The 23,357-nt window shown below is 61.2% G+C and carries 18 protein-coding genes; 10 read left to right on the plus strand and 8 right to left on the minus strand.

Going from position 1 to position 23,357, the window contains the following annotated elements; all coding sequences use genetic code 11:
• The first annotated feature begins 230 nt into the window (after positions 1–230).
• From K328_RS0101890 to K328_RS0101900, 3 genes are all read left to right on the plus strand, one after another.
• Positions 231–1,391, plus strand: a complete 1,161-nt coding sequence (locus K328_RS0101890; protein WP_028464507.1) for a TAXI family TRAP transporter solute-binding subunit — start codon at positions 231–233, stop codon at positions 1,389–1,391.
• Positions 1,392–1,485: 94 nt separating this feature from the next.
• Complete coding sequence (locus K328_RS0101895) at positions 1,486–3,489, plus strand: TRAP transporter permease (RefSeq protein WP_028464508.1); 2,004 nt, start codon at positions 1,486–1,488, stop codon at positions 3,487–3,489.
• A gap of 393 nt (positions 3,490–3,882) precedes the next feature.
• Positions 3,883–4,938, plus strand: coding sequence for a dipeptidase (locus K328_RS0101900; RefSeq protein ID WP_028464509.1), 1,056 nt, complete (start codon positions 3,883–3,885; stop codon positions 4,936–4,938).
• Positions 4,939–4,999: 61 nt separating this feature from the next.
• Here K328_RS0101900 and K328_RS0101905 read toward each other — a convergent pair whose 3' ends face one another.
• From K328_RS0101905 to K328_RS0101925, 4 genes are all read right to left on the minus strand, one after another.
• Positions 5,000–5,209, minus strand: coding sequence for a cold-shock protein (locus tag K328_RS0101905; RefSeq protein WP_028464510.1), 210 nt, complete (start codon positions 5,207–5,209; stop codon positions 5,000–5,002).
• 77 nt (positions 5,210–5,286) lie between these two features.
• Complete coding sequence (locus tag K328_RS0101910) at positions 5,287–6,693, minus strand: DEAD/DEAH box helicase (protein WP_028464511.1); 1,407 nt, start codon at positions 6,691–6,693, stop codon at positions 5,287–5,289.
• Positions 6,694–6,946: 253 nt separating this feature from the next.
• A complete protein-coding gene (locus tag K328_RS22190) occupies positions 6,947–8,500 on the minus strand; it encodes a class I adenylate-forming enzyme family protein (RefSeq protein WP_051284322.1) in 1,554 nt (517 codons plus the stop codon).
• A 47-nt stretch (positions 8,501–8,547) separates the two neighbouring features.
• Positions 8,548–9,363 carry an IclR family transcriptional regulator gene (locus K328_RS0101925; RefSeq protein ID WP_028464512.1) on the minus strand — a complete coding sequence of 272 codons (816 nt, stop codon included), beginning with the start codon at positions 9,361–9,363 and terminating at the stop codon, positions 8,548–8,550.
• A 276-nt stretch (positions 9,364–9,639) separates the two neighbouring features.
• On the opposite strand from K328_RS0101925, the gene K328_RS0101930 reads away from it, so the two are divergent.
• From K328_RS0101930 to K328_RS0101960, 7 genes are all read left to right on the plus strand, one after another.
• A complete protein-coding gene (locus K328_RS0101930; RefSeq protein ID WP_084608049.1) occupies positions 9,640–10,860 on the plus strand; it encodes an ABC transporter substrate-binding protein in 1,221 nt (406 codons plus the stop codon).
• 25 nt (positions 10,861–10,885) lie between these two features.
• Complete coding sequence (locus K328_RS0101935; protein WP_028464514.1) at positions 10,886–12,571, plus strand: ABC transporter permease; 1,686 nt, start codon at positions 10,886–10,888, stop codon at positions 12,569–12,571.
• A complete protein-coding gene (locus K328_RS0101940; protein ID WP_028464515.1) occupies positions 12,568–13,203 on the plus strand; it encodes an ATP-binding cassette domain-containing protein in 636 nt (211 codons plus the stop codon). The genes K328_RS0101935 and K328_RS0101940 overlap by 4 nt, the downstream gene beginning before the upstream one ends.
• Before the next feature lie 109 nt (positions 13,204–13,312).
• On the plus strand, positions 13,313–14,350 hold the full coding sequence (locus K328_RS0101945) for an NADP-dependent oxidoreductase (RefSeq protein ID WP_028464516.1): 1,038 nt from the start codon (positions 13,313–13,315) through the stop codon (positions 14,348–14,350).
• Positions 14,351–14,503: 153 nt separating this feature from the next.
• Positions 14,504–15,658, plus strand: a complete 1,155-nt coding sequence (locus tag K328_RS0101950) for an ABC transporter ATP-binding protein (protein ID WP_028464517.1) — start codon at positions 14,504–14,506, stop codon at positions 15,656–15,658.
• Positions 15,659–16,585, plus strand: coding sequence for an ABC transporter permease subunit (locus K328_RS22195; RefSeq protein WP_084608050.1), 927 nt, complete (start codon positions 15,659–15,661; stop codon positions 16,583–16,585).
• On the plus strand, positions 16,582–17,391 hold the full coding sequence (locus tag K328_RS0101960) for an ABC transporter permease subunit (RefSeq protein ID WP_028464518.1): 810 nt from the start codon (positions 16,582–16,584) through the stop codon (positions 17,389–17,391). Before K328_RS22195 ends, K328_RS0101960 begins: the two co-directional genes overlap by 4 nt.
• Here K328_RS0101960 and K328_RS0101965 read toward each other — a convergent pair.
• The 4 genes from K328_RS0101965 to betA form a co-directional block, all read right to left on the minus strand.
• Complete coding sequence (locus K328_RS0101965; protein WP_036553054.1) at positions 17,381–18,991, minus strand: benzoate-CoA ligase family protein; 1,611 nt, start codon at positions 18,989–18,991, stop codon at positions 17,381–17,383. The genes K328_RS0101960 and K328_RS0101965 overlap by 11 nt on opposite strands.
• On the minus strand, positions 18,988–20,136 hold the full coding sequence (locus K328_RS0101970; protein ID WP_028464520.1) for an FAD-dependent monooxygenase: 1,149 nt from the start codon (positions 20,134–20,136) through the stop codon (positions 18,988–18,990). Before K328_RS0101970 ends, K328_RS0101965 begins: the two co-directional genes overlap by 4 nt.
• A 68-nt stretch (positions 20,137–20,204) precedes the next feature.
• A complete protein-coding gene (gene betB, locus K328_RS0101975) occupies positions 20,205–21,668 on the minus strand; it encodes a betaine-aldehyde dehydrogenase (RefSeq protein WP_028464521.1) in 1,464 nt (487 codons plus the stop codon).
• A gap of 38 nt (positions 21,669–21,706) precedes the next feature.
• Positions 21,707–23,356 (minus strand): choline dehydrogenase, encoded by a 1,650-nt coding sequence (gene betA / locus K328_RS0101980; RefSeq protein ID WP_028464522.1) that lies wholly within the window; start codon positions 23,354–23,356, stop codon positions 21,707–21,709.
• Position 23,357 lies beyond the last annotated feature (1 nt).

The raw sequence follows: 23,357 nt of genomic DNA on the forward strand, positions 1-23,357 counted from the left end.
GAGGAAGGGGCCGGGAGATACCGCTTGTGCAGCGTCCGGATTAGTCTCGTTCCTGAATGTTGTTGCTCCGCGAACGCAATCGCTTGACCGCTTGTCAATTGCGGATATTTTGTTTGCGAAACGCAATTTCGCAAAAGTGCGGCGCCATCAATAAGTCGCACTTTGCAAAGGGGTCCGGACCACAAGTCATCGTGAAACCGGGCCACCAGGGAGCCTAAAGGAGGATTTTCATGGGCATTACTCTGCATTCATTCCGGCGTGCTGCGCTCGCCGGAGCTGCTTTCACCGTCGCTTTTGCCGGTACAGTCATGGCCGATGCCAAGCTGCCGAGCCAGTTGGCCTGGACGGCTTACGGCACCGGTACAGCCGGTTACAATCAGTCTGTTGCTATCGGTGGCGCGCTGAAAACCAAGCTTGGCGTTAACCTGCGTGTCCTGCCGGGCAAGAACGACGTTTCCCGGACCGAGCCGCTGCGCCAGAAGAAGGTTCAGTTCTCCGCGACTGGCGTCGGCGCCAGCTTCATGGCGCAGGAAGGTGCATTTGACTTCGGCTCCAAGCGCTGGGGTCCGCAGCCGATCCGCACGCTGATGATGAACAATGGCGCTATCGGCCTTGCCGTTGGCGTTGCCAATGACATCGGTGTCAAGGAATACAAGGATCTGAAGGGCAAGCGCGTTGCCTGGGTCAAGGGCTCGCCCTCCCTGAACGTCAACACCGAGGCCTATCTCGCCTTTGGCGGCCTGACCTGGGATGACGTCGAAAAGGTTGAGTTCGGTGGTTTCGGAGCTTCCTGGGCTGGCATGGTGAATGGCCAGGTCGACGCGGCCTTCGCTTCTACCAGCTCCGGCAAGGTCTACGAAATGGAAGCCAGCCCGCGTGGCCTACTCTGGCCGCCGCTTCCAGCGAGTGACAAGGATGGCTGGGCGCGTATGAACAAGATCGCGCCGTTCTTCCAGCCGACCAACGCCACCGTTGGCGCCACGATCACGAAAGAAAAGCCGGTTGCGACCGGTGCCTATCCGTATCCGGTTCTGGTCACCTATCCGGAGCAGGACGAAGACCTCGTCTACAACATGACCAAGGCGATGGTTGAACTCTTTGACGACTATGCTGGCAAGGCTCCGGGGATCAATGGCTGGGCGCTGGACAAGCAGAACCTGAAATGGGTCGTGCCATATCACGCTGGCGCCGTCAAATTCTACAAAGAGGTTGGCAAATGGGGTGACGCCGAAGAGGCGCACAACAACGGTCTTCTGAAGCGTCAGGACGTTCTGCAGAAGGCTTGGGCTGACTTCCTCGCCAAGAACGTTGCCGAAGACGCTTGGGCTGCAGAATGGCGCACTGCTCGTCATGCGGCTCTGAACGCCGCTGGTCTCGACGCGGTATTCTAAGTCCAACAACCTTTCTTCAACGTCAGGGGACGGCGCACCATGCGTCGTCCTCCGACCATTTCAGATGCAGCATTTGTGAGTTGAGGCGCTCCCCATGAGTGAGCAAGTTTCCCCGTCGTCCGGCACGGACAACGATAATGGTGGCGAAGTCGAAGAAAAGCAGCGCACCCGCGTGCTGAGCGGCGTTGCTAAATGGATTTTCATCCTGTTCACCGCGGCGGCTGTCTTGCTGTCCGTCAATCAGCTCTTCAACTTGCAGTTCTTCGCCGGGATCGTGATCCTGGAAGGACGCTATCTCTTTCTGCTCGCGGGACTGTTCCTGTCTCTCACATTCCTTTCGTTCCCGCTGCGCGGTACGCCTGGCGCCTCGGTTGCCTGGTATGACTGGGTTCTGGCTGTGTTGGCCGTGGGGGTTTCCGGTTACTTTGCCTACACGGCTGAGATCAGCCTTGAAGAAGGATGGGAATATGCGCCGCCGGAAACGGCCCGCTGGATTTCCTTCCTGTTCTGGGCGCTCATCATGGAGGCGACCCGGCGTGCTGGCGGTCTGGTGATTTTTCTGATCGTCTTTGTCTTCTCGCTCTACCCGACTTTTGCAGACGTCATGCCGGGCCCGATATCGGGCTTTGCGCAGCCTTTCGTTGACGTGATCCCGTATCACATCATTTCGTCCGAGAGTTCCTTCGGCATTCCGATGCGGGCCTTCGGCAATCTGGTGATTGGCTTCATCATCTTCGGCGCGGCCCTGCAATATACCGGCGGCGGCGCGTTCTTTAACAATCTGGCGCTGGCGCTTGTCGGCAACCTGCGCGGCGGTGCGGCGAAGGTGGCGATCTTTGCCTCCGGCTTCATGGGCTCGCTCTCGGGCAGTGTCATCTCAAATGTGCTGACGACCGGTGCGATTTCCATCCCGGCGATGAAGAAGACAGGCTTCCCCGCGCGCTATGCAGCCGGTACGGAAGCCTGTGCCTCCACTGGCGGCGTGCTTATGCCGCCGGTCATGGGCACCACGGCCTTCGTCATGGCGTCCTTTCTGGGGCGGCCCTATCTGGAAATCGCGGCGGCCGCGGCCATTCCGTCGCTGCTCTATTATTTCGGTCTCTTCATCCAGATCGATGCCTATGCAGCCCGTCATAATCTGAAAGGCATCCCGCGCGAACAGTTGCCGTCAATCTGGGAGACCATGAAAGAGGGCTGGTACTATCTCTTTGTCTTTGCCCTGCTGATCTTCCTGATGATGTTCCTGCGTCAGGAAACCTGGGCGCCGTTCTATGCGACAGCGCTGCTGCTGATAATCAACCAGATCTCGAAGAAGCACAGGTTCGACGTGAAGGGCTTCTTTAATCTGATCTACAGCATCGGACGCGGTTTGACCGAACTGGTCGCGGTACTGCTTGGTATTGGCCTGATTGTGGGCGCATTCTCGGCGACCGGACTTGCCGGGACCCTGGTCAATGACCTGATCTTCCTCGCGGGTGGCTCTGTCTTCATGCTGTTGGTCATGGGGGCAATCACCAGCTTCATCTTCGGCATGGGGATGACGGTCACTGCCTGCTACATCTTCCTCGCCGTGGTGCTTGCACCGGCTCTGGTGAAGGCTGGCCTGAACGAGCTCGCCGTGCATCTCTTCATCCTCTATTGGGGCATGGTGTCCTACATCACACCGCCGGTGGCCCTCGGTGCCTTTGCCGCGGCGACCATGGCCAGGACCAATGCGCTTGCCGCCGGTGTTGAAGCCATGCGCCTTGGCAGCATCATCTATTTCGTGCCGTTCTTCTTCGTGCTCAATCCGGCGCTGATCGGTGAAGGTGATACGGCGGAGGTGATCGTTGTGCTGGCAACCGCGCTGCTCGGTGTTTATCTCATCGGCAGTGCGCTACAGGGCTATATAGCGGGCTTTGGTACAATCGGGTCCGGGATGCTGCCGATGGCTGCACGGGGCCTTCTTCTGGTGGGTGGATTGTTCTTCGCCGCTCCGGGGGACGTTATTCCGGGACTGTCGCATCTGCACATGACGCTCATCGGCGGAACGCTCAGTGTGCCTGTCCTTCTCTTTGCCCGGATGAATCGGCGCAGAGCTGAAGCAGCTATCGGATAGCACGGGGAATTGGTGCGGCGGGGGACGGCTCTCAATCGGAGCCGTCCTGCGACGAAAGACATCGCTTGTGCTGGTTTACCCTGCGCCTTCGTTGCCATCCGCCGCCTGCCGCGCCGCCCGTTCTCTCTAGGTGAGTCGCGTAACGAAGTGATTGCTTTTAAGTGACTTTCTGATGTCGCTTAGTTTTGAAATCGAAAGAATTTCCCGGGAATTACAGAGGTCAGCCCAAGACTGGAAATGTGGCTGACCGAAATCGACTGGAAAAAATGCCTTCCGGACGCGAATATGCTGTCCAGAGTTTCGTGAGGGGACCGGCCGTCCAATCCTTGGACAAGTAGCCCGCAAAATCCTGCTGCCCCTGTTGCCAAAAACGCCTGCCTCGAAGGAAGCGCCATGTCTGCCGACCTTGTCCCCGTTTTTGACGGCCATAACGACACGCTCCTGCGACTTGTTCTGGCTGGAGGCGGTCGGGACGCGAAGAGCTTTTTCGAAGAGGGAGAGAGCGGTCATCTAGACCTTCCGCGTGCCCGTAAGGGTGGCTTCTGCGGCGGTCTCTTTGCCATGTTCACACCATCCCGCCTGCGCGATGACGAATCTCTGGACCTGTCGCCGGACGATCCCGCGAATTTCGCTCCGGTGTCGCAGGAAAACGCGGAGCCCTTTACCCGCAAGATGATCGATATGGCGCTCTCGATCGAACGCCTGTCCGGCGGCGATGTTGTTATCGCCCGTTCGGTCAGCGAAGCCCGGCATGCAATGGCGGATGGCAAACTGGCGATCGTCCTTCATATCGAGGGTGTGGAATGCCTCAGCCCCGATCTCTCCAACCTGCACGCTCTCTATCAGGCGGGACTACGGTCACTCGGGCCGGTCTGGAGCCGGAAAAATGCGTTCGCGGATGGGGTGCCGATGGATTTCCCGGGTTCGCCCGATACCGGAAGCGGGCTGACGGAAGCGGGCAGGGACCTGATCCGCGCCTGCAATACGATGGGGGTCATGGTGGATCTCTCGCATATTACCGAGAAAGGCTTCTGGGATATCGCGCGGCTTTCGACCAAGCCGCTGGTGGCTTCGCACTCTAACGCGCATGCGATCTGTCAATCGCCACGCAATCTGACTGACCGACAGCTGGAAGCTGTACGGGAGAGTGGAGGACTCGTCGGTATCAACTTCCATGTCGGCTTCCTGCGGCCTGATGGCGCCAAAGACGAGCGGACAGACCTGGATCAGGTCGTCGCGCACACGGACCACCTGCTGGAAAAGCTCGGCGAGGACGGTGTCGCGTTCGGCTCTGATTTCGATGGCTGTACCGTGCCGGCGGCGCTCGGAGATGCTGCTGGCATGCCCCGGCTGATAGAGAGATATCGGCAGGCGGGATACGGAGAGACGCTGATCCGCAAGATTGCTGCGGAGAATTGGCTTTCCCTTCTGGAACGGACCGGTCTCTAAGTCACGCTATCGGGAGAAGGTCGTCCCGGACCCCAAATAGGGTCCGGGACATGAATGTTGATTAGTCGACTTTCAGATTTGCGGCGAAAGACCGGCCACGGCGGGAATCTTCTTCAAGATCGAAGGTGATCTTGGTGCCGTCAGGCAGCTCGTCCAGACCAGCGGTCTGAAGTGCCGTGATGTGAACGAACACATCGGCGCCGCCGTCGTCCGGCTTAATGAACCCGTAGCCTTTGGTGGTGTTGAACCACTTAACTGTCCCTGTCGCCATTTTCATCTCCTTACTAAATCAATGCCAGTTTCATAACCGGCCCGATGGCCCGGACCGGTTATGATTCGAACGCCAGCTTAAGCTGCCTCGCGGCGTTTCGATTGTTTGCGCCGGAGGGTTTCACCCCCGCCGCTATTCGGTTTCCCGTGCGGAGCCTTCGGCTTGTTGCCAGGCTTCTGCGGACGGCGATCCGACTTTTCGCCTGAACCGTTACCGCCGCCATTGCCGTCTTTCTTCGCGAAAGACTGACCGCCACGCCGGTTCTGGCCACGGCCTTTGCCCGGTCCGTTCGGGCGCTGGCCACGACGCTTTCCACCGTCGTTCGCGTGATGCCGCTCGGGAGCCGATCCGCCGATCACTTCGATCCGTTGTCCCGTAAGACGTTCGATATCGAGCAGGTAAGCGAACTCTTCCGGATCGCAGAGCGACAGAGCCGAACCTTCGGTGCCAGCCCGCGCCGTGCGTCCGATACGGTGCACATAGCTTTCGGGTTCGTTCGGCAATTCGAAGTTGATCACGTGGGTGACGTCGCTGACATCAATCCCGCGTGCGGCAATATCCGTGGCAACAAGTGCCCGGCAAGCGCCGTTACGGAACCGTTGCAGAGCCCGCTGACGCGCGCTCTGGGTCTTGTTTCCATGCAAGGCTTCGGATTCGATCCCGGAGGCAGTGAGCATCTTCGAAACCCGGTCCGCTTTATGTTTGGTCCGGGTGAAGATGATGACCTTGTTGAAGTCGGGGTTCGACAGAATCTCAAGCAAGAGGCCTTGCTTGGAGGAGGACGGCACATGGTGCACCGTCTGGTGAATACGCTCGACGGTCAGCTGTTCCGGTGTCACTTCCACACGAGCCGGCTCTTTCAGCAGGAACTGAGCCAGCTGCTCGACCTTCGGTGGCATGGTGGCGGAGAACAACAGGCTCTGCCTGGAGGCTGGGATCAGTTTTGCGATCTTACGCACGTCATGAATAAAGCCCATGTCGAGCATACGGTCGGCTTCGTCGAGCACGAGGTGCGAGACCTGATCGAGGATAAGGCAGTTGCGGTTCACGAGATCGAGCAGACGGCCCGGGGTCGCAATAAGAATATCCGCTCCGCTGCCGAGGGAAGCCTTCTGCGGGCCAAAGGCAACGCCGCCAACCACAACGACCTTCTTCAGGCGAAGGTGCCGGGTGTAGGTCGAGATGCTTTCGCCGATCTGAACCGCGAGCTCGCGGGTCGGGGCGAGAATCAGAACCCGAACGGTTTTCGGGGCTGTCTTGCGGCGTCCGGCTTTGTCGGCTTCAGCAAGCTGATGCAATATCGGCAGCGAGAATGCGGCCGTCTTACCCGTTCCGGTCTGGGCGATCGCGAGCAGGTCGCGGCGGTCCAGAAGCAGGGGGATCGATTGCTGTTGGATTGGAGTGGGGGTTTCGTATCCGGCTTCCGTCAGGGAACGCAGGATGGGCTCGCACAAGGCGAGTTCTGAAAAAGTCTTACTAGTCACAGAGTCATTTGGTCCATTGCAACGTAGCGCTATCTAGTCCGGAGACGATAGATAGGGCATCGTCTTAGCCCGTCTTCCACGCGCACCTGGAGCAAACGGAGATTTATCCAATTGCAGGGTAACAGAAAGTCCGCTTGAGACCGTCGCGCGATTACCCCGCTTGGCAGTAGAAGTGATGGTTAAAGTGAAGGAAGTCAAGGAATTGATTGCGCAATGCAGCATTGCGCGGCGTGTCCGGGACGGCCTCGATTGATTATCCGGAGCTGATGATGTCCGCCTGTTTTTTCAGCTCCGCCTTCAGGATTTTGCCCGTAGCGGTTGCCGGAAGAGCTTTCAGGAAAACGTAGTGGCTGGGGCATTTATAGGGCGCGAGATTGGCCCGCATATGGGCTTCCAGTGCGTCCTTTTTGATTGTACGGCCGGCTATGGGCTGGATAAACGCGACCACTTCCTCGTTATCTTCTGACACCCTGCCAACCACGGCTGACAGGGCGATGTCTGAATGCTGGGCGAGAACGCCTTCGACCTCGGCCGGGTAGACGTTGAAGCCAGATCGGATGATCAGTTCCTTCAGGCGGCCGACGACATAGAGATTGCCGGCGGCATCCACACGCCCGAGATCGCCGGACCTGAACCAGCCATCAGATGTGATGACCTGAGCGGTCTGTTCAGTATCGCGATAATACCCCTTCATCACATTGGGGCCACGGATCCAGATTTCGCCGACATCGCCGGTCTGCTTCGGCAGGCCGGTATCCCTGTCTGCGATCCTGAATTCAACGCCGGGAATAGCCGGGCCGACGGTTTCGTCTTTCGCCGGATCATCCATGCGTGTGGTGGTAACGGTCGGCGACGTTTCGGTCAGCCCGTAGCCGTTATGCAGAGGTTGCTTCCACATCGCTTCGACTTTGGCCTTGACCGTAAGGTCGAGCGGGGCACCGCCGGCGGAGAGATAGCGCAGCATGGGGGCGGGCACGGGCGCGCCATTCTTGGCCGCGAGTTCCAGTAGATGGGCATACATGGCCGGAACGCCCTGGAAGATGGTGACGCCGTCCTCGGCGAGAGCCCGGGCTGCATCTTTCGGCGCGAACCTGGAGACTGTGTGCAGATGTCCGCCATGTGCCAGGGTGCCGAGGAAGACCGAGGCCAGCCCGAACACATGGGATGTCGGCAGGACCCCGTAGGCGAGATCTTTCGGGCCGATGGCGCGGAGGCTGCCGGAGACCTCGGCGATGAACAGCAGGTTGTCATGGGTCAGCATGACGCCCTTGGGTTGTCCGGTCGTGCCTGATGTATAGATCAGAGCAGCGACCTGGTCGGCCCCGTCCCGGCCGAGCGGCTCGGCAACGACAGCGTCATTCAGCGGGGCGATCTGAACGCCGGTGAGGGGCGCCATATCGAACGGTACGGCACCGGCTACGGCCGCGTGGGCCGCCGCGTCCGGCGAAACGCCGGTGGTGAAGAGCGTGGTGCGGGCACCCGCATGCTCCGTGATCTTGCGGATCTCGTTGCCAGTCAGACGGGCGTTGACCAGCACGGTCCAGGCACCGATCCGGGACAGTGCGAAGATCAGCGCCAGCAGGGCAGCGGCGTTTTCGTTCACCAGCACGACCCGGTCACCGCCACGCACGCCATAGAGCTTCAGCGCGTCGGCGGCCTTGTCGACAGCCTCTTTAAGACCACGTCCGTCGAGCGCGATTTCGGCATCGCTCAAGAGAATGCGATCCGCAGCGTCTTCCGCTCTGCGGTCGATGATCGCGTGAAGGTACGAGCCTTTGGAAAAGCTGCGTTCGAAACTCTCGGTCATTTCAGGTCCGTCCGGTCGGCAGGTAAGCTGGAGGCAGGTGAACTGGTTCAGGTGTTCGAGGCGACGACACGAATACTCTGACTTCCCATGGTCAGGGTTTCCGCCAGCCGGACAAGACGCGGTCCAAGGTCGGTCTCAAGCTTCTCGCGGGACAGCAGGAAGCTCGGGCCGCCGCAATTGAGGGCGAACACGGCAGAGCGATCCGGCATGATGACGGGGACGCCTACGGCATGCACATCCTTGTGCCAGTCGGCGAGCGAGAAGGTGAAGCCGTATTTGGCGATGTCTTCTACCGCCTGATCTACACCGTCTTTTACCTTGGCGTAGCGTTCCGGATCCTTGCGCTTGATGTGGTCCATCAGATATTCGCGCTCGTCTGCGGGCAAAGCCGCGAGAAAAGCCCTGCCCATGGCGGTTTCCGCGATTGGAAGGCGGGAGCCGACATCGAGGCGTAGCGTCAATGCGCCATCGCCACGGCAGGTTTCGAGATACAGCATCTCGAGCCGGTCACGCGTGCCGAGCGAGATCGCCGCGTCCACATCATTCGCCATCTGCTGCATCAGCGGGCGGGCCCGGGCGCGGATGTCGAGATTGGAGAGGAAGGAATAGCCGAGAGACAGCACGCTCGGGCCGAGCTGATAGAGGCCGGTGCTATCATCCAGGGTCAGATAGTCGAGCTTTGTCAGTGTATGTGTCAGGCGCGAGATCGTCGGCTTCGGCAGCTTAGTGCGCTCCGCGAGCTCCTGGTTCCCGAGACCGCCGTCACCAGGCTTGAAGGCGCGTAGGATCTCAAGACCGCGTGCGAGGGCGGTGACGAACTGGCGATCCTTGTCGTCATCATTATTATCAGTGTTGTTGGGCATCTTGCCTGGCCGTTTCCTATCTCACCGCCAGAGCCTTGAGGCTCCGGCCCTGCCTCTCGTTCGTGGGCAGGTTCATTTCAAATATGCCACGCCCGGTGCGCCAAGGTCAATTTGCGGAACGCAGTTCCGCGTGTCGAAACTGTAGTCGCGAAAACGGCGCGAAAACGCACGAGGGAGAAGCTACTCTGTGCTCGCGACGATGTCATTTCGATCTGCAATTGAGCTGTATTAGCGTTGCGTCGCTTAACATCTGCAGTCAGCTATGGAGTTTCTCACGTGCTTTATCGACGCGGCATTGCGGCGCTTACACTGGTTTTGGGGCTTTTGGGTGGATTGTCGCCGGCCTCTGCAGAAGATGCGTCCAGGGAATGGAAGCAGGTGCTTGATGCCGCCCGGGGGCAGACGGTTTACTGGAATGCCTGGGGCGGTGATTCCCGAATCAACGCTTATATCGATTGGGCCGGTGAGCAGGTCGAGGAGCGCTTTGGCATCTCGCTCGTGCATGTGAAGCTGACGGACACGGCGGAAGCGGTCGCCCGCGTCCTGGCTGAAAAGTCCGCCGGACGCACTGAAGGTGGCGCGATTGATCTGATCTGGATCAATGGCGAGAACTTTGCCGCGATGAAGAGGAACGGTCTGCTGTTTGGGCCGTGGCTCGAAAGGCTTCCCAATAACACATTGACCGACCCGGCGAACAATCCGGATCTTGGCCTTGATTTCGGGGTGCCCGTCGAGGGGCTGGAGATGCCGTGGGCGCGGGCCCGGCTGGTCTTCTATCGTGATACGGCTGTTTTGCCGGAGCCGCCCGCCACTTCAGACGCTTTGCTCGCCTGGGCGCAGGAGAATAGAGGCCGTTTCACCTACCCGCTGCCTCCGAGCTTTCTAGGGACGACCTTTCTCAAGCAAATCCTGATCGAACGCGCAGCCGACAAGTCCGCTCTCTACAAGCTGGTTTCGGAGGGTGATTTTGCCGCGGTGTCTCAGCCGCTCTGGGACTATCTGGATCAGCTTCATCCCGCTCTCTGGCGGCAGGCGCGCAGTTTCCCGAAGAACGCTGGCGGGATGCGCCGTCTGATGAGCGACGGGGAAATTGATATCGCGTTCGCCTTCAGCCAGTCAGAGGCGTCGGCGGGCATCGATAGCGGCGAGCTGCCGGAAACGGTGCGCAACTACGTCTTTGACGAGGGTACCATCGGCAATGTCAGCTTCGTTGCCATTCCGTTCAACGCGGCCCACAGCGACGCGGCGATGGTCCTCGCGAATTTCCTGCTCTCGCCAGAAGCGCAGATGCGCAAGCAGGACCCGGCACATTGGGGCTCCGCCACGGTTCTGTCTCTCGGCCAGCTGAAGAAAGAAGAAGCGGACGCGATCCGCAGCCTTGATCTCGGCCCGGCGGCGCTTCCTGCGGATAAGCTCGGGGCCATGCTGGCCGAACCACATCCGAGTTGGACCGAAGCGCTTGAGGTCGAATGGGTGCGGCGGTACGGAGTACGGTGACACTTTCACCGCCGGTGCCGACTGCATGCTGAGAGTAGCCCCCTATCTGGTTGCCGCTATCCTGACCGGACCGGTCCTTGCCGGGTCGCTCGGCGCGTTGATCCCGTCTTTCGGGTTTCTGCCGTCGCTCGGTCATGACGAATTCGGGCTCGATGCTTGGCGCGCTCTGCTCGACTGGCCGGGTATCGGCGGCTCGGTCATCTTGTCGTTCGCCTCCGGGATTTTGACGGCGGGGATATCTCTTCTCCTCGCGCTCTTGTTTCTGGCTGTCTTTTTCGAGACTCGGGCCTTTGTCTGGTTGCGGCAGGCGATCGCGCCAATGCTGGCGGTCCCTCATGCTGCTGCGGCATTTGCTTTAGCCTTTTTGATCGCGCCGTCCGGGTTCCTCGCCCGGCTGCTTTCACCCTGGGCGACTGGGTGGCAGCGCCCACCGGACCTGCTGATTGTACAGGACGAATGGGGGCTCTCCCTGATGGCGGGGCTTGTGATGAAGGAAGTGCCGTTCCTGCTGCTGATGGCGCTGGCGCCGCTTGCCCAGATCCATGCGGGCGAGAGGATGCGGCTGGCCCGGTCCATCGGGTACGGACGGATCTCGGCCTGGTTCAAAAGCGTGGTGCCGGCGCTTTATCCGCTGCTCCGCCTGCCGGTCTATGCGGTGATCGCTTATTCCTCAGCCAATATCGATGTCGCGCTGATTCTCGGCCCGGTCTCGCCGCCGCCGCTGGCGGTGCAGGTCCTGCGTTGGTCGAACGATCCGGATCTCGATTTCAGAATGATCGCTTCGGCGGGGGCCATTCTGCAATTCGCCGTGACGGCCGGGGCCATCGCTCTCTGGATCCTGGCCGAACGATGCATCGGATGGCTGGCGCGCGGCTGGCTTGTCTCTGGCAAAAGGCGCACCGGCGATGCAGGTCTTGCAACGCTGGGGCGGGGATTGTTTCCGGCGCTCATCCTTGCCTCGGTCCTCGGCATAGCCGCACTTGCCCTGAATGCCTTCGCCCGGGTCTGGCGCTTTCCCGATGCGCTGCCGGGGCGTTGGACATTGGCGCACTGGCAGAGCGTCGCGGAAACGGCGGGCGGTCCGGTTGCGGCGACCCTCTGGATCGCGCTGCTGACGACGCTGCTGTCCCTCGTGCTCGTGGTTTGCGTTCTTGAAAACGAACGCCAGCGTGACGTGCGGTCGGGCCGCATTCTGGAATTCCTGATCTATGTGCCGCTTCTGGTGCCGCAGATCGGTTTCATCTTCGGTCTGGTGTTGCTGGCGGAACTGGCGGGAGCGCCTCCGGGCGGCGGGTTGGTCGCGGCGGGCCATGTCATTTTCGTGCTGCCCTATGTCTATCTCTCGCTTTCGGAAGCCTACCGTCGGCAGGACCCGGCCTGGACGAAAATCGCCCGGACACTTGGTCAGAGCGCGGCGGGGGCGTTCTGGCGCGTGCGTCTGCCAATGCTGCTGACACCGCTGCTCACGGCCTTTGCCGTCGGGACTGCAATCAGTATCGGCCAATATCTGGTGACCCGTCTACTCGGGGCGGGGCGTGTGGAGACTGTGACAACGGAGGCTATCGCGCTTGCGGCGGGCGGGGACCGCCGCCTGATCGGGGCCTGGGCTCTAACACAGGCAATCCTGCCGGTGGCCGGGTTCGCGTTGGCACTTGCCGCACCACGCCTGATCTGGCGCAATCGCCGCGGCATGCTGGGAGGGGTACGGTGACTTCGGGACTGTGTTTGAAAGATGTTCGGATTACCCTCGGTGGCAAGGCATTGCTGTCGCTTGATTGTGTGATCGAGCCAGGCACCGTGCTGACCGTCATGGGGCCGTCCGGTTCCGGAAAATCGACATTGCTGTCCTTTGTCGCCGGCTTTCTGACAGCACCGTTCAGTGCTGCGGGCCGGATTGTGCTGAATGGCGCCGATATCACCGATGCTCTGCCGGAGGCTCGGCATGTCGGTTTGCTGTTCCAGGACCCGATGCTGTTCCCGCATCTGAGTGTGGGCGGAAACCTGTTGTTCGGCATGCCTCCAGGGGGGCGCGACCGCCTTGAATCTGCCGGGGAGGCGCTCGACCGGTTCGGTCTGGAAGGGTTTGCGGATCGCGATCCGGCGACGCTCTCGGGAGGGCAGGCGTCCCGCGTCGCCCTTCTCCGGTTGCTTTTGTCGGAGCCGAAAGCGGCGCTTCTCGATGAGCCATTTTCAAAGCTCGACCGGCATTTGCGGGGCGATATCAGGCGATTCACCTTCGAGCGCCTGCGGGACGCCGGCCTGCCGACGGTCCTGGTTACGCACGACCCCGAAGACGCGGAAGCCGCGGGCGGGCCGGTGGTGGAGCTTGCCGAAGCCGGCTGATTTCTTGCAGCCGATCCTTATCGCGAATGAAGCGGACACGGATCGGCGCTGGACCCAGTGCGCGTGGCGACGGTATCCAAGATCGTCTTAAAGATCAGGAGGTCCCGACATGAGCACTGCCATAAATCGCCGCTGGTTGCTGGCGTCGCGCCCGGAAGGCGCTCCGGTTCCGGAGAATTTCCGTCTCGACGAGGCCGAAATCCCGACTCCCGGCGCTGGCGAGATACTGTTGCGGGTGATCTATCTGTCACTGGACCCCTATATGCGCGGCCGGATGAGCGATGCGAAATCCTATGCGGCGCCGGTGCCGATCGACGGCGTGATGGAAGGCGAGACCGTTGCTGAGGTGATGGAATCGAACAATCCGGATTTCGCGCCCGGAGACATCGTACTCGCCCGGGCTGGCTGGCAGAGTTACGGGCTCTCCGATGGCACTGGGGTGCGCAAGGTCGCTGCCGGATCGGCGCCGATTTCGACAGCGCTCGGTGTGCTCGGCATGCCGGGACTGACGGCCTATGCAGGACTGAAGAATATCGGCATGCCGAAAGCGGGCGAGACGGTGGTGGTTGCCGCCGCGTCAGGTCCTGTTGGCTCCGCTGTCGGGCAGATCGCGAAAATCAGGGGCGCCCGGGCGGTCGGCATCGCCGGTGGCGCGGATAAATGTGCCTATCTGGTGGACGAGCTCGGTTTCGATGCGGCGGTGGATCACCGGGCAGCGGATTTTGCTGAACAGCTTGCAAAGGCCTGCCCGGACGGGATCGACGTTTATTTCGAAAATGTCAGCGGCAGGGTGTTCGACGCGGTCTTCCCGTTGTTCAACCAGTTCGCCCGGATGCCGGTCTGCGGCACCATCGCCTTCTACAATGCGACCAGCTTTCCCGAGATGGACACAAAGGTGCCGGCGCTGATGCGCGCGGTGTTGACCAAGCGGCTCCGTATCCAGGGCTTCATCGTCTACGATTTCGCCTCGGACTATTCGGACTTTGCACGTGACATGGCCGGTTGGATCGCCGATGGCCGGGTCAAGTATCGTGAGGACATCGTTGAGGGGATCGAGACGGCGCCGGAAGCCTTCATCGGCCTTCTCAAGGGAAAGAACTTTGGGAAAATGGTCGTGAAAGTCGGCCAAGACCCAGTAAGCGCTTAAAACAAAGTCTTTCGGGGTACGTGGCGCCTGTCTGGTGCAGGCACAATTTGGTGGATTGCCCTTGCGCCGCGATTGACAGCAGGATGCTGAGCCGTAAGGCTCACTTTGGGCCAAACTCTGGGGCTCAGAGACAATCGGCTTCGGGGGCGGGCCATGTCCGATCAGGCAACAACTGATGCATATTCCGAGCGGCCGTGGGAGGCTCCTGACCGGCATGAGCCGGTGGTGCGACTGCGCGGGATCGTTAAGAGATTTGGCAGCGTAGAAGCGGTCGCCGGAGTTGATCTCGACGTCTATCGCGGTGAGATTTTCTGTCTGCTCGGCGGCTCCGGCTGCGGCAAGACCACATTGCTGCGCATGCTCGCCGGGCTCGAACTGCCTAATGCAGGTAGCATCGAAATTGATGGTGAGGACGTGACCGCTCTGCCGCCCTATGAGCGGCCGGTCAACATGATGTTCCAAAGCTATGCGCTGTTCCCGCATATGAGCGTGTCGGCCAATGTCGCCTTCGGGCTCAAACGCGACGGTATTCGCGGCCAGGAACTTGAGGACCGGGTCTCGCAAGCTTTGGCGCAGCTGGAACTGACCGATTTCGCCAATCGCCGGCCGCACCAGCTTTCAGGTGGGCAGCGCCAGCGGGTCGCCTTGGCGCGCGCCATCGTGAAGCGCCCGAAGCTTCTGCTGCTCGATGAGCCACTCGGCGCGCTCGACAAGCGGCTGCGCGAGAATGCGCAGTATCAGTTGATCAAACTCGCGGACGATACCGGCATCACCATGATTGTGGTCACGCATGATCAGGAAGAGGCCATGGTGCTGTCGACCCGCTCCGCCGTTATGGACAAGGGGAGTGTCCGGCAGGTCGGCACCCCGACGGAGCTGTACGAACGGCCGGGATCACGCTTTGTTGGCGCTTTCCTCGGCAACATTACCCTTTTCGATGGCACAGTCGCCGCAATCCGCGACGGGATCGCTGAACTGAAGGTGGATGGCCTAGACACGCCGCTGTTCGCTGCCGCCGGTCAGGTCGCGATCGGCTCCCGCGGTGCGCTCGCGTTGCGGCCGGAGAAGGTCCGGATCGGACGTGAGGGGACTGCGCCGGAAGGCCAGATCAACCGGCTCGGCGGAACGGTCGAGGGCCTCGCGTATCTGGGGGACGTCACCTCTTACCGGGTGCGGACGGAACATGGGGTGTTGGTCGAGGTGACGCGGGCCAACAGCGAGAATGCGGCCAAACGCGACGTTGACTGGGACGATCGGGTCGATCTCTGGTTCGAACCCGAAAACGCGCTTCTGCTCGGGGCCGACTAGATGGCGGAGGCACCGGCATCCGGCCCGGCCTCCACCGTTGCGGCCGGAAAGTCCTTCTGGTTCTCCGGCAAAGGGGCGGTCGCTGGCATCCCCTATCTGTGGCTGTTCGTGTTCTTCTTGGTCCCGTTCGCCATCGTGTTCCGGATCTCTCTGTCGGAGCCGATGATCGCGCAGCCACCCTATTCGCCATTGTTCGGTGCGGACGGCAGCTACCAGGGATCGTTCTTCAACTATCAGCTTCTGTTCGACGATGCGTTGTTTCGCGGGGCCTATCTGAACTCCCTCTGGGTCGCCGGCATCTCGACCTTGGTGACATTGTTGATCGGCTACCCGATGGCCTATGTCATTGCCCGGGCGCGGCCGCTGGTCCGCAATCTTCTGCTGATGGCTGTGATGTTGCCGTTCTGGAGTTCGTTCCTGCTTCGGGTCTATGCCCTGAAGACGATCATGGCCGATACCGGTCTGGTGAACGGTGTGCTGCTCAATCTTGGTTTGATCGATGCGCCGATCCGTATGCTGCAGACTGATTTCGCGCTCTATGTCGGCATTTCCTACACCTACCTGCCATTCATGATTCTGCCGCTCTATGCCACTTTGGAGCGGCTCGACTGGTCGCTGGTGGAAGCCGCGGAAGACCTGGGCTGCCGGCCCTGGAAGGCGTTCCTGCTGGTCACGCTGCCGCTCTCGGTTCCCGGCATGATCGCCGGTGCGATGCTGGTCTTCATCCCGGCAACCGGCGAGTTTGTTATCCCGAACATGCTTGGTGCGTCCGACACGCTGATGATCGGCCGGATGCTCTGGGACACCTTCTTCAGTGAACGCGACTGGACGCTGGCTTCCTCTCTGGCCGTGGTGCTGCTGTTGCTGCTTGTGTTGCCGATCATGCTGTTCCAGATCGCTGAATCACGGCGGGAGGAGCGGGCATGAGCCGGCGTGGGGGCAAGGTCGCATTGCTGGGACTGGTGACGGCCGGTTTTGCCTTTCTTTACCTGCCGCTGGTCGTGCTTGTGCTGTTCAGCTTCAATGGCTCGAAGCTGGTCAGCGTGTGGGGCGGCTGGTCGACGAAATGGTATCTTGAACTGTTCAGTAACGAGCAGATCCTGAACGCCGCCTGGCTTTCACTGAAGATCGCCATGATCAACGCGACCGGCGCGACCCTGCTCGGTACGATGGCTGGGCTGGTGCTCGCAAGGTTCGGCCGCTTCGGCGGACGGGCTCTCTTCACGGGCTTGATCGCGGCGCCGCTGGTCATGCCGGATGTGATCATCGGCATCAGCCTGCTGCTCACCTTCGTGTCCATGGAGCAGTTTATCGGCTGGCCGCATGGGCGCGGGATCGACACGATCCTGATCGCCCATATCACCTTTTCGACTGCTTACGTCGCGATCGTTGTCCAGTCGCGGGCGAGCGGGCTCGATCGTTCGATCGAGGAAGCGGCGCTTGATCTGGGGGCTCGCCCGATCACGGCTTTCCTGCTGATCACGCTGCCGATGCTGGCCCCGGCGCTGGCCTCCGGCTGGCTGCTCGCCTTTACACTCTCGCTGGATGACCTAGTCATCGCGAGCTTTGTCTCGGGCCCGGGATCGTCCACCTTGCCGATGGTGATCTTCTCCAAGGTCCGACTAGGCGTGACGCCGGAGATCAATGCGCTCGCAACGCTCCTGATCGGAGCGGTCGCACTCGCCGCAGGGGCCGCGACCTGGATACAGATCAGGCGTTCTACTAAAGCCTGAGCAGAGCCTGCCGGTCGATCTTTCCGGTGCCGGTCTTGGGCAGATTGTCCAGATAGACGAAGTCGCGCGGCGCCTTGTGGGGCAGCAGGGTCTCCCGGATATAGGTTTTCAGGCTGGCGGTCAGAGGGTCGCCCGGCTCTGCCCCCTTCGTCGCCGAGACGAAGGCGCGCAGAACGGTTCGGCGGTCCGCGAGCTGGATCGCGGCGACGGCGCACTCGACAATCTCCGGATGCTCGTTCAGGCAGAGTTCCACTTCCAGCGGATAGACCCACTGGCCGCTCACTTTCACCAGATCGTCGATCCGGCCAAGGAAGAAATAGAACCCGTCCTCGTCGCAGCGGAACCTGTCACCGGTGTAGATCCAGCCATCGCGCATCGTATCGGCGGTCTTGTCCGGCCGGTTCCAGTAGCAGGGCGCGTTGGAATCGCCGCGCACTGACAGCACGCCGTCCTCTCCCGGAGCGGAGGGAACGCCATCGGGTGTCGTCAGTATGACATCGTAGCCGGGCACGCGCTTTCCGGCGGAGCCGATCTTTTTCTCGGTCTCTGTATTGGAGAGATAGATGTGCAGCACTTCGGTCGAGCCCAGTCCTTCCACGATCTCGAACCCGAAGCGGTCCTTCCAGGCGTCGAAAATCTCCTGCGACAGGATTTCCGCCGCCGAGATGCACATCCGCACGGAGGACAGGTCCGCGCTTGCCGCAGACGGGTCCTTGATCATTGCGGTATAGAGGGTCGGCAGGCCGAACAGCAGGGTCGGCTTGAACCGGGAGGCCATATCGAAAACGGCATCCGGTTTAGGCCGTCCGGAGAACAGAATCACGCTGGCCCCGGCATGGAACGGGAATGCGATTGCGTTACCGAAGCCATAGGCGAAGAAGATCTTTGGGATCGAGAAACAGATGTCGTCCGGCCCGATATGCAGAATGTGGCGCGCGTAGCTCTCGACCGTGTAGAGCGCGTCGTGCTGCAAGTGGAGAATACCCTTCGGGCGCCCGGTGGAGCCCGAGGAATACATCATGAAAGCGGGGTCATCCCGTCCCGTCTTTGCCGCTTTGAGTTCAGCTTTTTGTTCCGCCAGCCAGCGTGCGCCATCGCGGGCTTCCGGCACGGCAGAAGGGCCAGCACCGTTGATCGAGATCGCGGTGACGGGGGCGAGGGCAGCCGCGTCGAGTGCCGTCACCGTACCGGCATGGCTCTCGTCGAAGATCATAACGCGTGCACCGGCATCCTCGATATAGAAGGAAATCAGATCGGGGCTCGACAGAGTGTTGGCGAGGATCGGAACCATGCCAGCCCGAATGGCGCCGAAGATGGCGGCCGGATATGCGGGAGTGTCGTCCATGAGCAGCAGCACCCGGTCGCCGCGTCCCAGTCCCAGGGCAAGCAGACCGTTTCCGAACCGGCTGGCATCTTCTGTCAGCTCCGCATAAGTCCGGGTTCCCCGGTCGGAATAGACCGCGATCTTGTCCGCGCGGCCACGCTCCAGATTATCGAAAAGCAGGCTGGAAGCGTTGTAGGTGTCCGGCACTGAAAATCTGATTTCGCCGGTTTCCGGAGCTTCTCTTGGTACACGGTCCAGAATTTGTTCGGGTATCATGCCTGGCCTCCCGCCGCATCAGCATTCCAGTGCGGGCTGTAGGTGGCAAAGAACTCGGGTGCCAGGCGCTGCAGTCTTTCGTCGTCCATGCGGCCGCTGCGCTGGATATAGGAATAAGCGAAGTCGGCCGGGGCCAGTTCCATATGATTGGCGAAATCCTCGTACCAGGCAGCGCTGGTATTCGCCGCGCGGACGATCTTTTCGGTAATGGGCTTGCGGGCGGCCTCGTAGGCAGCAAGAGCGGCCGGAATATCATCCGGCGTGGCGAGCATGGCCTTGGAGAGGGCAAGGGCATCCTCCATCGCGAGACGGGTGCCCGAGCCGATGCTGAAATGCGCCGTGTGGACCGCGTCCCCGATCAGCACGTGCTTGCCACTGTGCCAGCTTTTGCAGGAGAGCTTGGGAAAGCGGCGCCAGTAGGAATTGTTCGTGATCAGACTGTGGCCCTGCAGCACATCCGCGAAGACGTTTTCGCAATAGGCTTTGGTTTCGGCCTCGCCTATGCCTTCGAACCCGGCTGCCTGCCAGGTGTCCTCGTCCGTCTCAACGATGAAGGTGCTGAGTGTCGGGGTGTAGCGATAGTGATGGGCGTTGAACGGCCCGTCTTCCGAGCGCCGGAACGACTGGGTGAGAGTATCGAACGGTCTGTCCGTGCCATACCAGATGAAGCGGTTTTCCAGCTGCGGCATCTCCGTGCCGTATTCTGATCCATCGCCGCGAATGAAAGAGTTCAGCCCATCCGCCCCGACGATCAGATCCGCATCGTCCAGTCTGGACAGATCGTCGGCCTCGGTTTCGAACCGAGGCTCGATACCGACACTCCGGGCCCGTTCCGTCAGGATCTGGATCAACTCAAGCCGTCCGATGGCGGCGAAGCCCATCCCGTCGATATCGATCCGCTCGCCTTCAAGATCGAGCGTCAGGTTCCGCCAGGTTTCCATGGCAGGCAGAATCGCATCGTGAGTCTCAGGGTCATCCGCCGCCATGAAGGCCAGTGCCTGGTCCGAAAACACTACGCCGAAGCCGAACGTGGCGCCTTCCGGATTACGCTCGACAAGCGTGACCTCGAAGTCTGGTCTCTGACGCTTCACAAGGTACGAGAAATAAAGCCCGGCCGGTCCGCCGCCGATAATTTTTATGCGCATTAACGCTTCCCCCTGATTTCTTGGGAGCATAATTGCGGCAGTGCACGCAGAGCGCAACCAAACGTCGGTCAATAGGGGCTGTCGACGTCTCCCATCTCGACATAGACGCTCTTGAGCTGGCTGTAATGCTCGATGGCGGCGCGGGCGTTCTCGCGGCCGATGCCGGATTTCTTGACGCCGCCGAAAGGCATTTCGATTGGGGTCAGGTTGTAGGCATTGATCCAGCAGGTGCCGGCCTCAAGCGCCGCGACGACGCGGTGGCCGCGCTGGATGTCTTTCGTGAAGACACCGGCGGCGAGACCGAAATCGGTGGCGTTTGCGCGGGCGAGAACTTCCTCTTCGGTGTCGAAATCGAGCACGCACATCACCGGGCCGAAGATCTCTTCCCGGGCGATGGTCATGCTGTCCTTTACATCGGCGAAGACGGTCGGGGCGACGAACCAGCCATCGGGGAAAGCTTGAACCGTGGCGGCGTCACCGCCGATCAGCACGCGGGCGCCTTCATCGCGGCCGGTCTGGATATAGCCGAGCACCTTGTCGAACTGCGGCTTGGAGACGAGGGGGCCGAGATGTGTTTCCTCGTCCATCGGATCGCCGAGACGGATCTTCGCGGTGCGCTCGCGGAGGCGGTCGAGGAATTTCTGCTTGATGCTTTTCTGTACGAAAACGCGCGTGCCGTTGGAGCAGATCTGGCCGCTGGAATAGAAGTTGCCAAGCATGGCGCCGGAGATTGCGTTTTCGATATCCGCATCCTCGAAGACGATGATCGGGGACTTGCCGCCGAGTTCCAGCGTGACCTGCTTCAAACCTTCAGCTGCCGCCGCCATGACCTTCGCACCCGTCGGAACGGAGCCGGTGACGGAGACCTTGTCCACGCCCGGATGATTGACCAGCGCCGCGCCGACATCGCCGAAGCCTTGGACCACGCTGAAGACGCCGTCAGGCAGGCCCGCTTCCTTATAGATCTCGGCGAGCTTCAGGGCCGCGAGCGGGGTGGCTTCCGAAGGCTTGAAGATCATCGCATTGCCGCAGGCCAGCGCTGGTGCCGATTTCCAGCAAGCGATCTGGATCGGGTAGTTCCAGGCGCCGATGCCGACGCAGACGCCGAGCGGCTCGCGCCGTGTGTAGGCGAAGGAGCCGCCGAGATCGGTGTATTCGCCGTGGATGTCCGCCGCGATACCGCCGAAATACTCCAGGCAGTCCGCCCCGGAAGCGGCATCTGCAACCAGCGTCTCCTGCAGCGGTTTGCCGGTATCCAGCGTCTCCAGCAGCGAAAGCTCCCGGTTGCGCTCGCGGATCAGGTCCGCAGCCTTCCGCAAGACCCGGCCTCGTTCCGCGCCGCTGAGAGCTGCCCAGACCTTCTGACCTTCCCGCGCGGCGGAAACCGCTTTGTCGATGGTGTCGGCATCGGCGGCGTGAAGTTCCGCGATGGTCTCACCGGTGGCAGGGTAGATGCTCGGGAAGCTCTTGCCCTTGGGGCTTTCCATCGGGCTGCCGGCGATGAAGTGGGAGGCGGTCGGTTGCGCGCGCATGTGGTTTGTCCTTCTGTCGGTATCAGCGGCTGGCGGTCTTAGCGGTCTGATGTTTCCCAGCGCGGATTGATCCAGGGCTGCTTGTTCGACGGCGGCAACGGCGCCTTGCCAAGGATATGGTCTGAAGCCTTCTCGCCGACCATGGTCGACGGGCCATTCAGGTTACCGTTCGGGATGCGGGGGAAGATCGAGCTGTCTGCGAGCCGCAGCCCTTCGACCCCGATCACCCGGCATTCCGGGTCCACCACTGCCATCGGATCGTCCGCCGCGCCCATCCGGCAGGTGCCGCTCGGATGATAGGCGCTCTCCACCTCGGAACGGATGAAGTTGTCCAATGCCTCGTCGCTTGTCACGTCGTCGCCGGGGGCGATCTCCCGGCCGCGATAGGGGGTGAAGGCATCCTGCCCGAAGATATCCCGGGTCAGCCGGATGCAGTGCCGGAAGTCGGCCCAATCCTCCTCGTGGCTCATATAGTTGAACTGGATCACCGGCGCGTCATTCGGATCGGCGGAGCGCAGGGTGACGGTGCCGCGCGACTTCGAGCGCATCGGCCCGACATGGGCCTGGAAGCCGTGGCTCTTGGCCGGTGACTTCCCGTCATAGCGGATCGCGACCGGCAGGAAGTGATACTGGATGTCCGGATATTCGACGCCTGCCTTGGAGCGCAGGAAGGCGGCGCTTTCGAAATGGTTGGTCGCGCCGAGACCGGATTTGAAGAGTAGCCATTCAAGCCCGATCAGCCCCTTGGAGAACAGATTGAGCTTCGAATAGAGGCTGATCGGCTGGGTGCATTCCTGCTGAATATAAAGTTCCAGATGATCCTGAAGGTTGGCGCCGACGCCGGGGCGGTCCGCCAGAACCTCGATACCGTGCTGGCCGAGCTCGTCCGCCGGGCCGATACCGGAGAGTTTCAGCAGCTTCGGCGAGTTGAGGGAGGAGGCGGCCAGGATCACCTCGCGGTTCGCGGTGATGGTCTCGATTGAGCTGCCACGCGCGATCTCGATCCCGGTGGCGCGCTTGCCGTCGAAGATGACACGGCGGGCCAGGCCATTCACCATGGTCAGGTTCGGGCGCTTCAGGGCCGGTTTCAGATAGGCATTGGCGGCGGACCAGCGGCGGCCGTTCCAGGCCGTCATTTCCATCGGCCCGAAGCCTTCCTGCTTCTCGCCGTTATAATCTTCCGTCATCTCGAAACCGGCCTGCTGCCCGGCCTCGACGAAGGCGTGATAGAGTGGGTTCTTGCGCGGACCCCTTGTGACATGCAGCGGGCCATCCGTGCCGCGCCAGCCGTCCTGTCCGCCATGGCTGGATTCCATGCGCTCGAAATACGGCAGCACGTCCTTATAGGCCCACCCTTTGGCGCCTTGCTCGTCCCAATTATCGTAATCGCGAGCGTGGCCGCGGACATAGACCATGCCGTTGATCGAGGAGGAGCCGCCGATCACCTTGCCGCGCGGGCAAGCGAGGCGGCGGCCGCCGAGATGCGGTTCCGGCTCGCTTTCGTAGCCCCAGTCGTAACGGCTCATGTTCATTGGATAGGACAGGGCGGCCGGCATCTGAATGAAGGGGCCGATATCGGTGCCGCCATATTCCACGACGATGACCGAGTGCTTGCCATCGGCTGAGAGCCGGTCGGCCATCACAGCGCCGGCGGAGCCGGAGCCGACGATCACGAAATCTGCTTGCATG

Origin of the sequence: Nisaea denitrificans DSM 18348, assembly GCF_000426505.1 — a bacterium.
In the GTDB taxonomy this organism is placed as follows: domain Bacteria; phylum Pseudomonadota; class Alphaproteobacteria; order Thalassobaculales; family Thalassobaculaceae; genus Nisaea; species Nisaea denitrificans.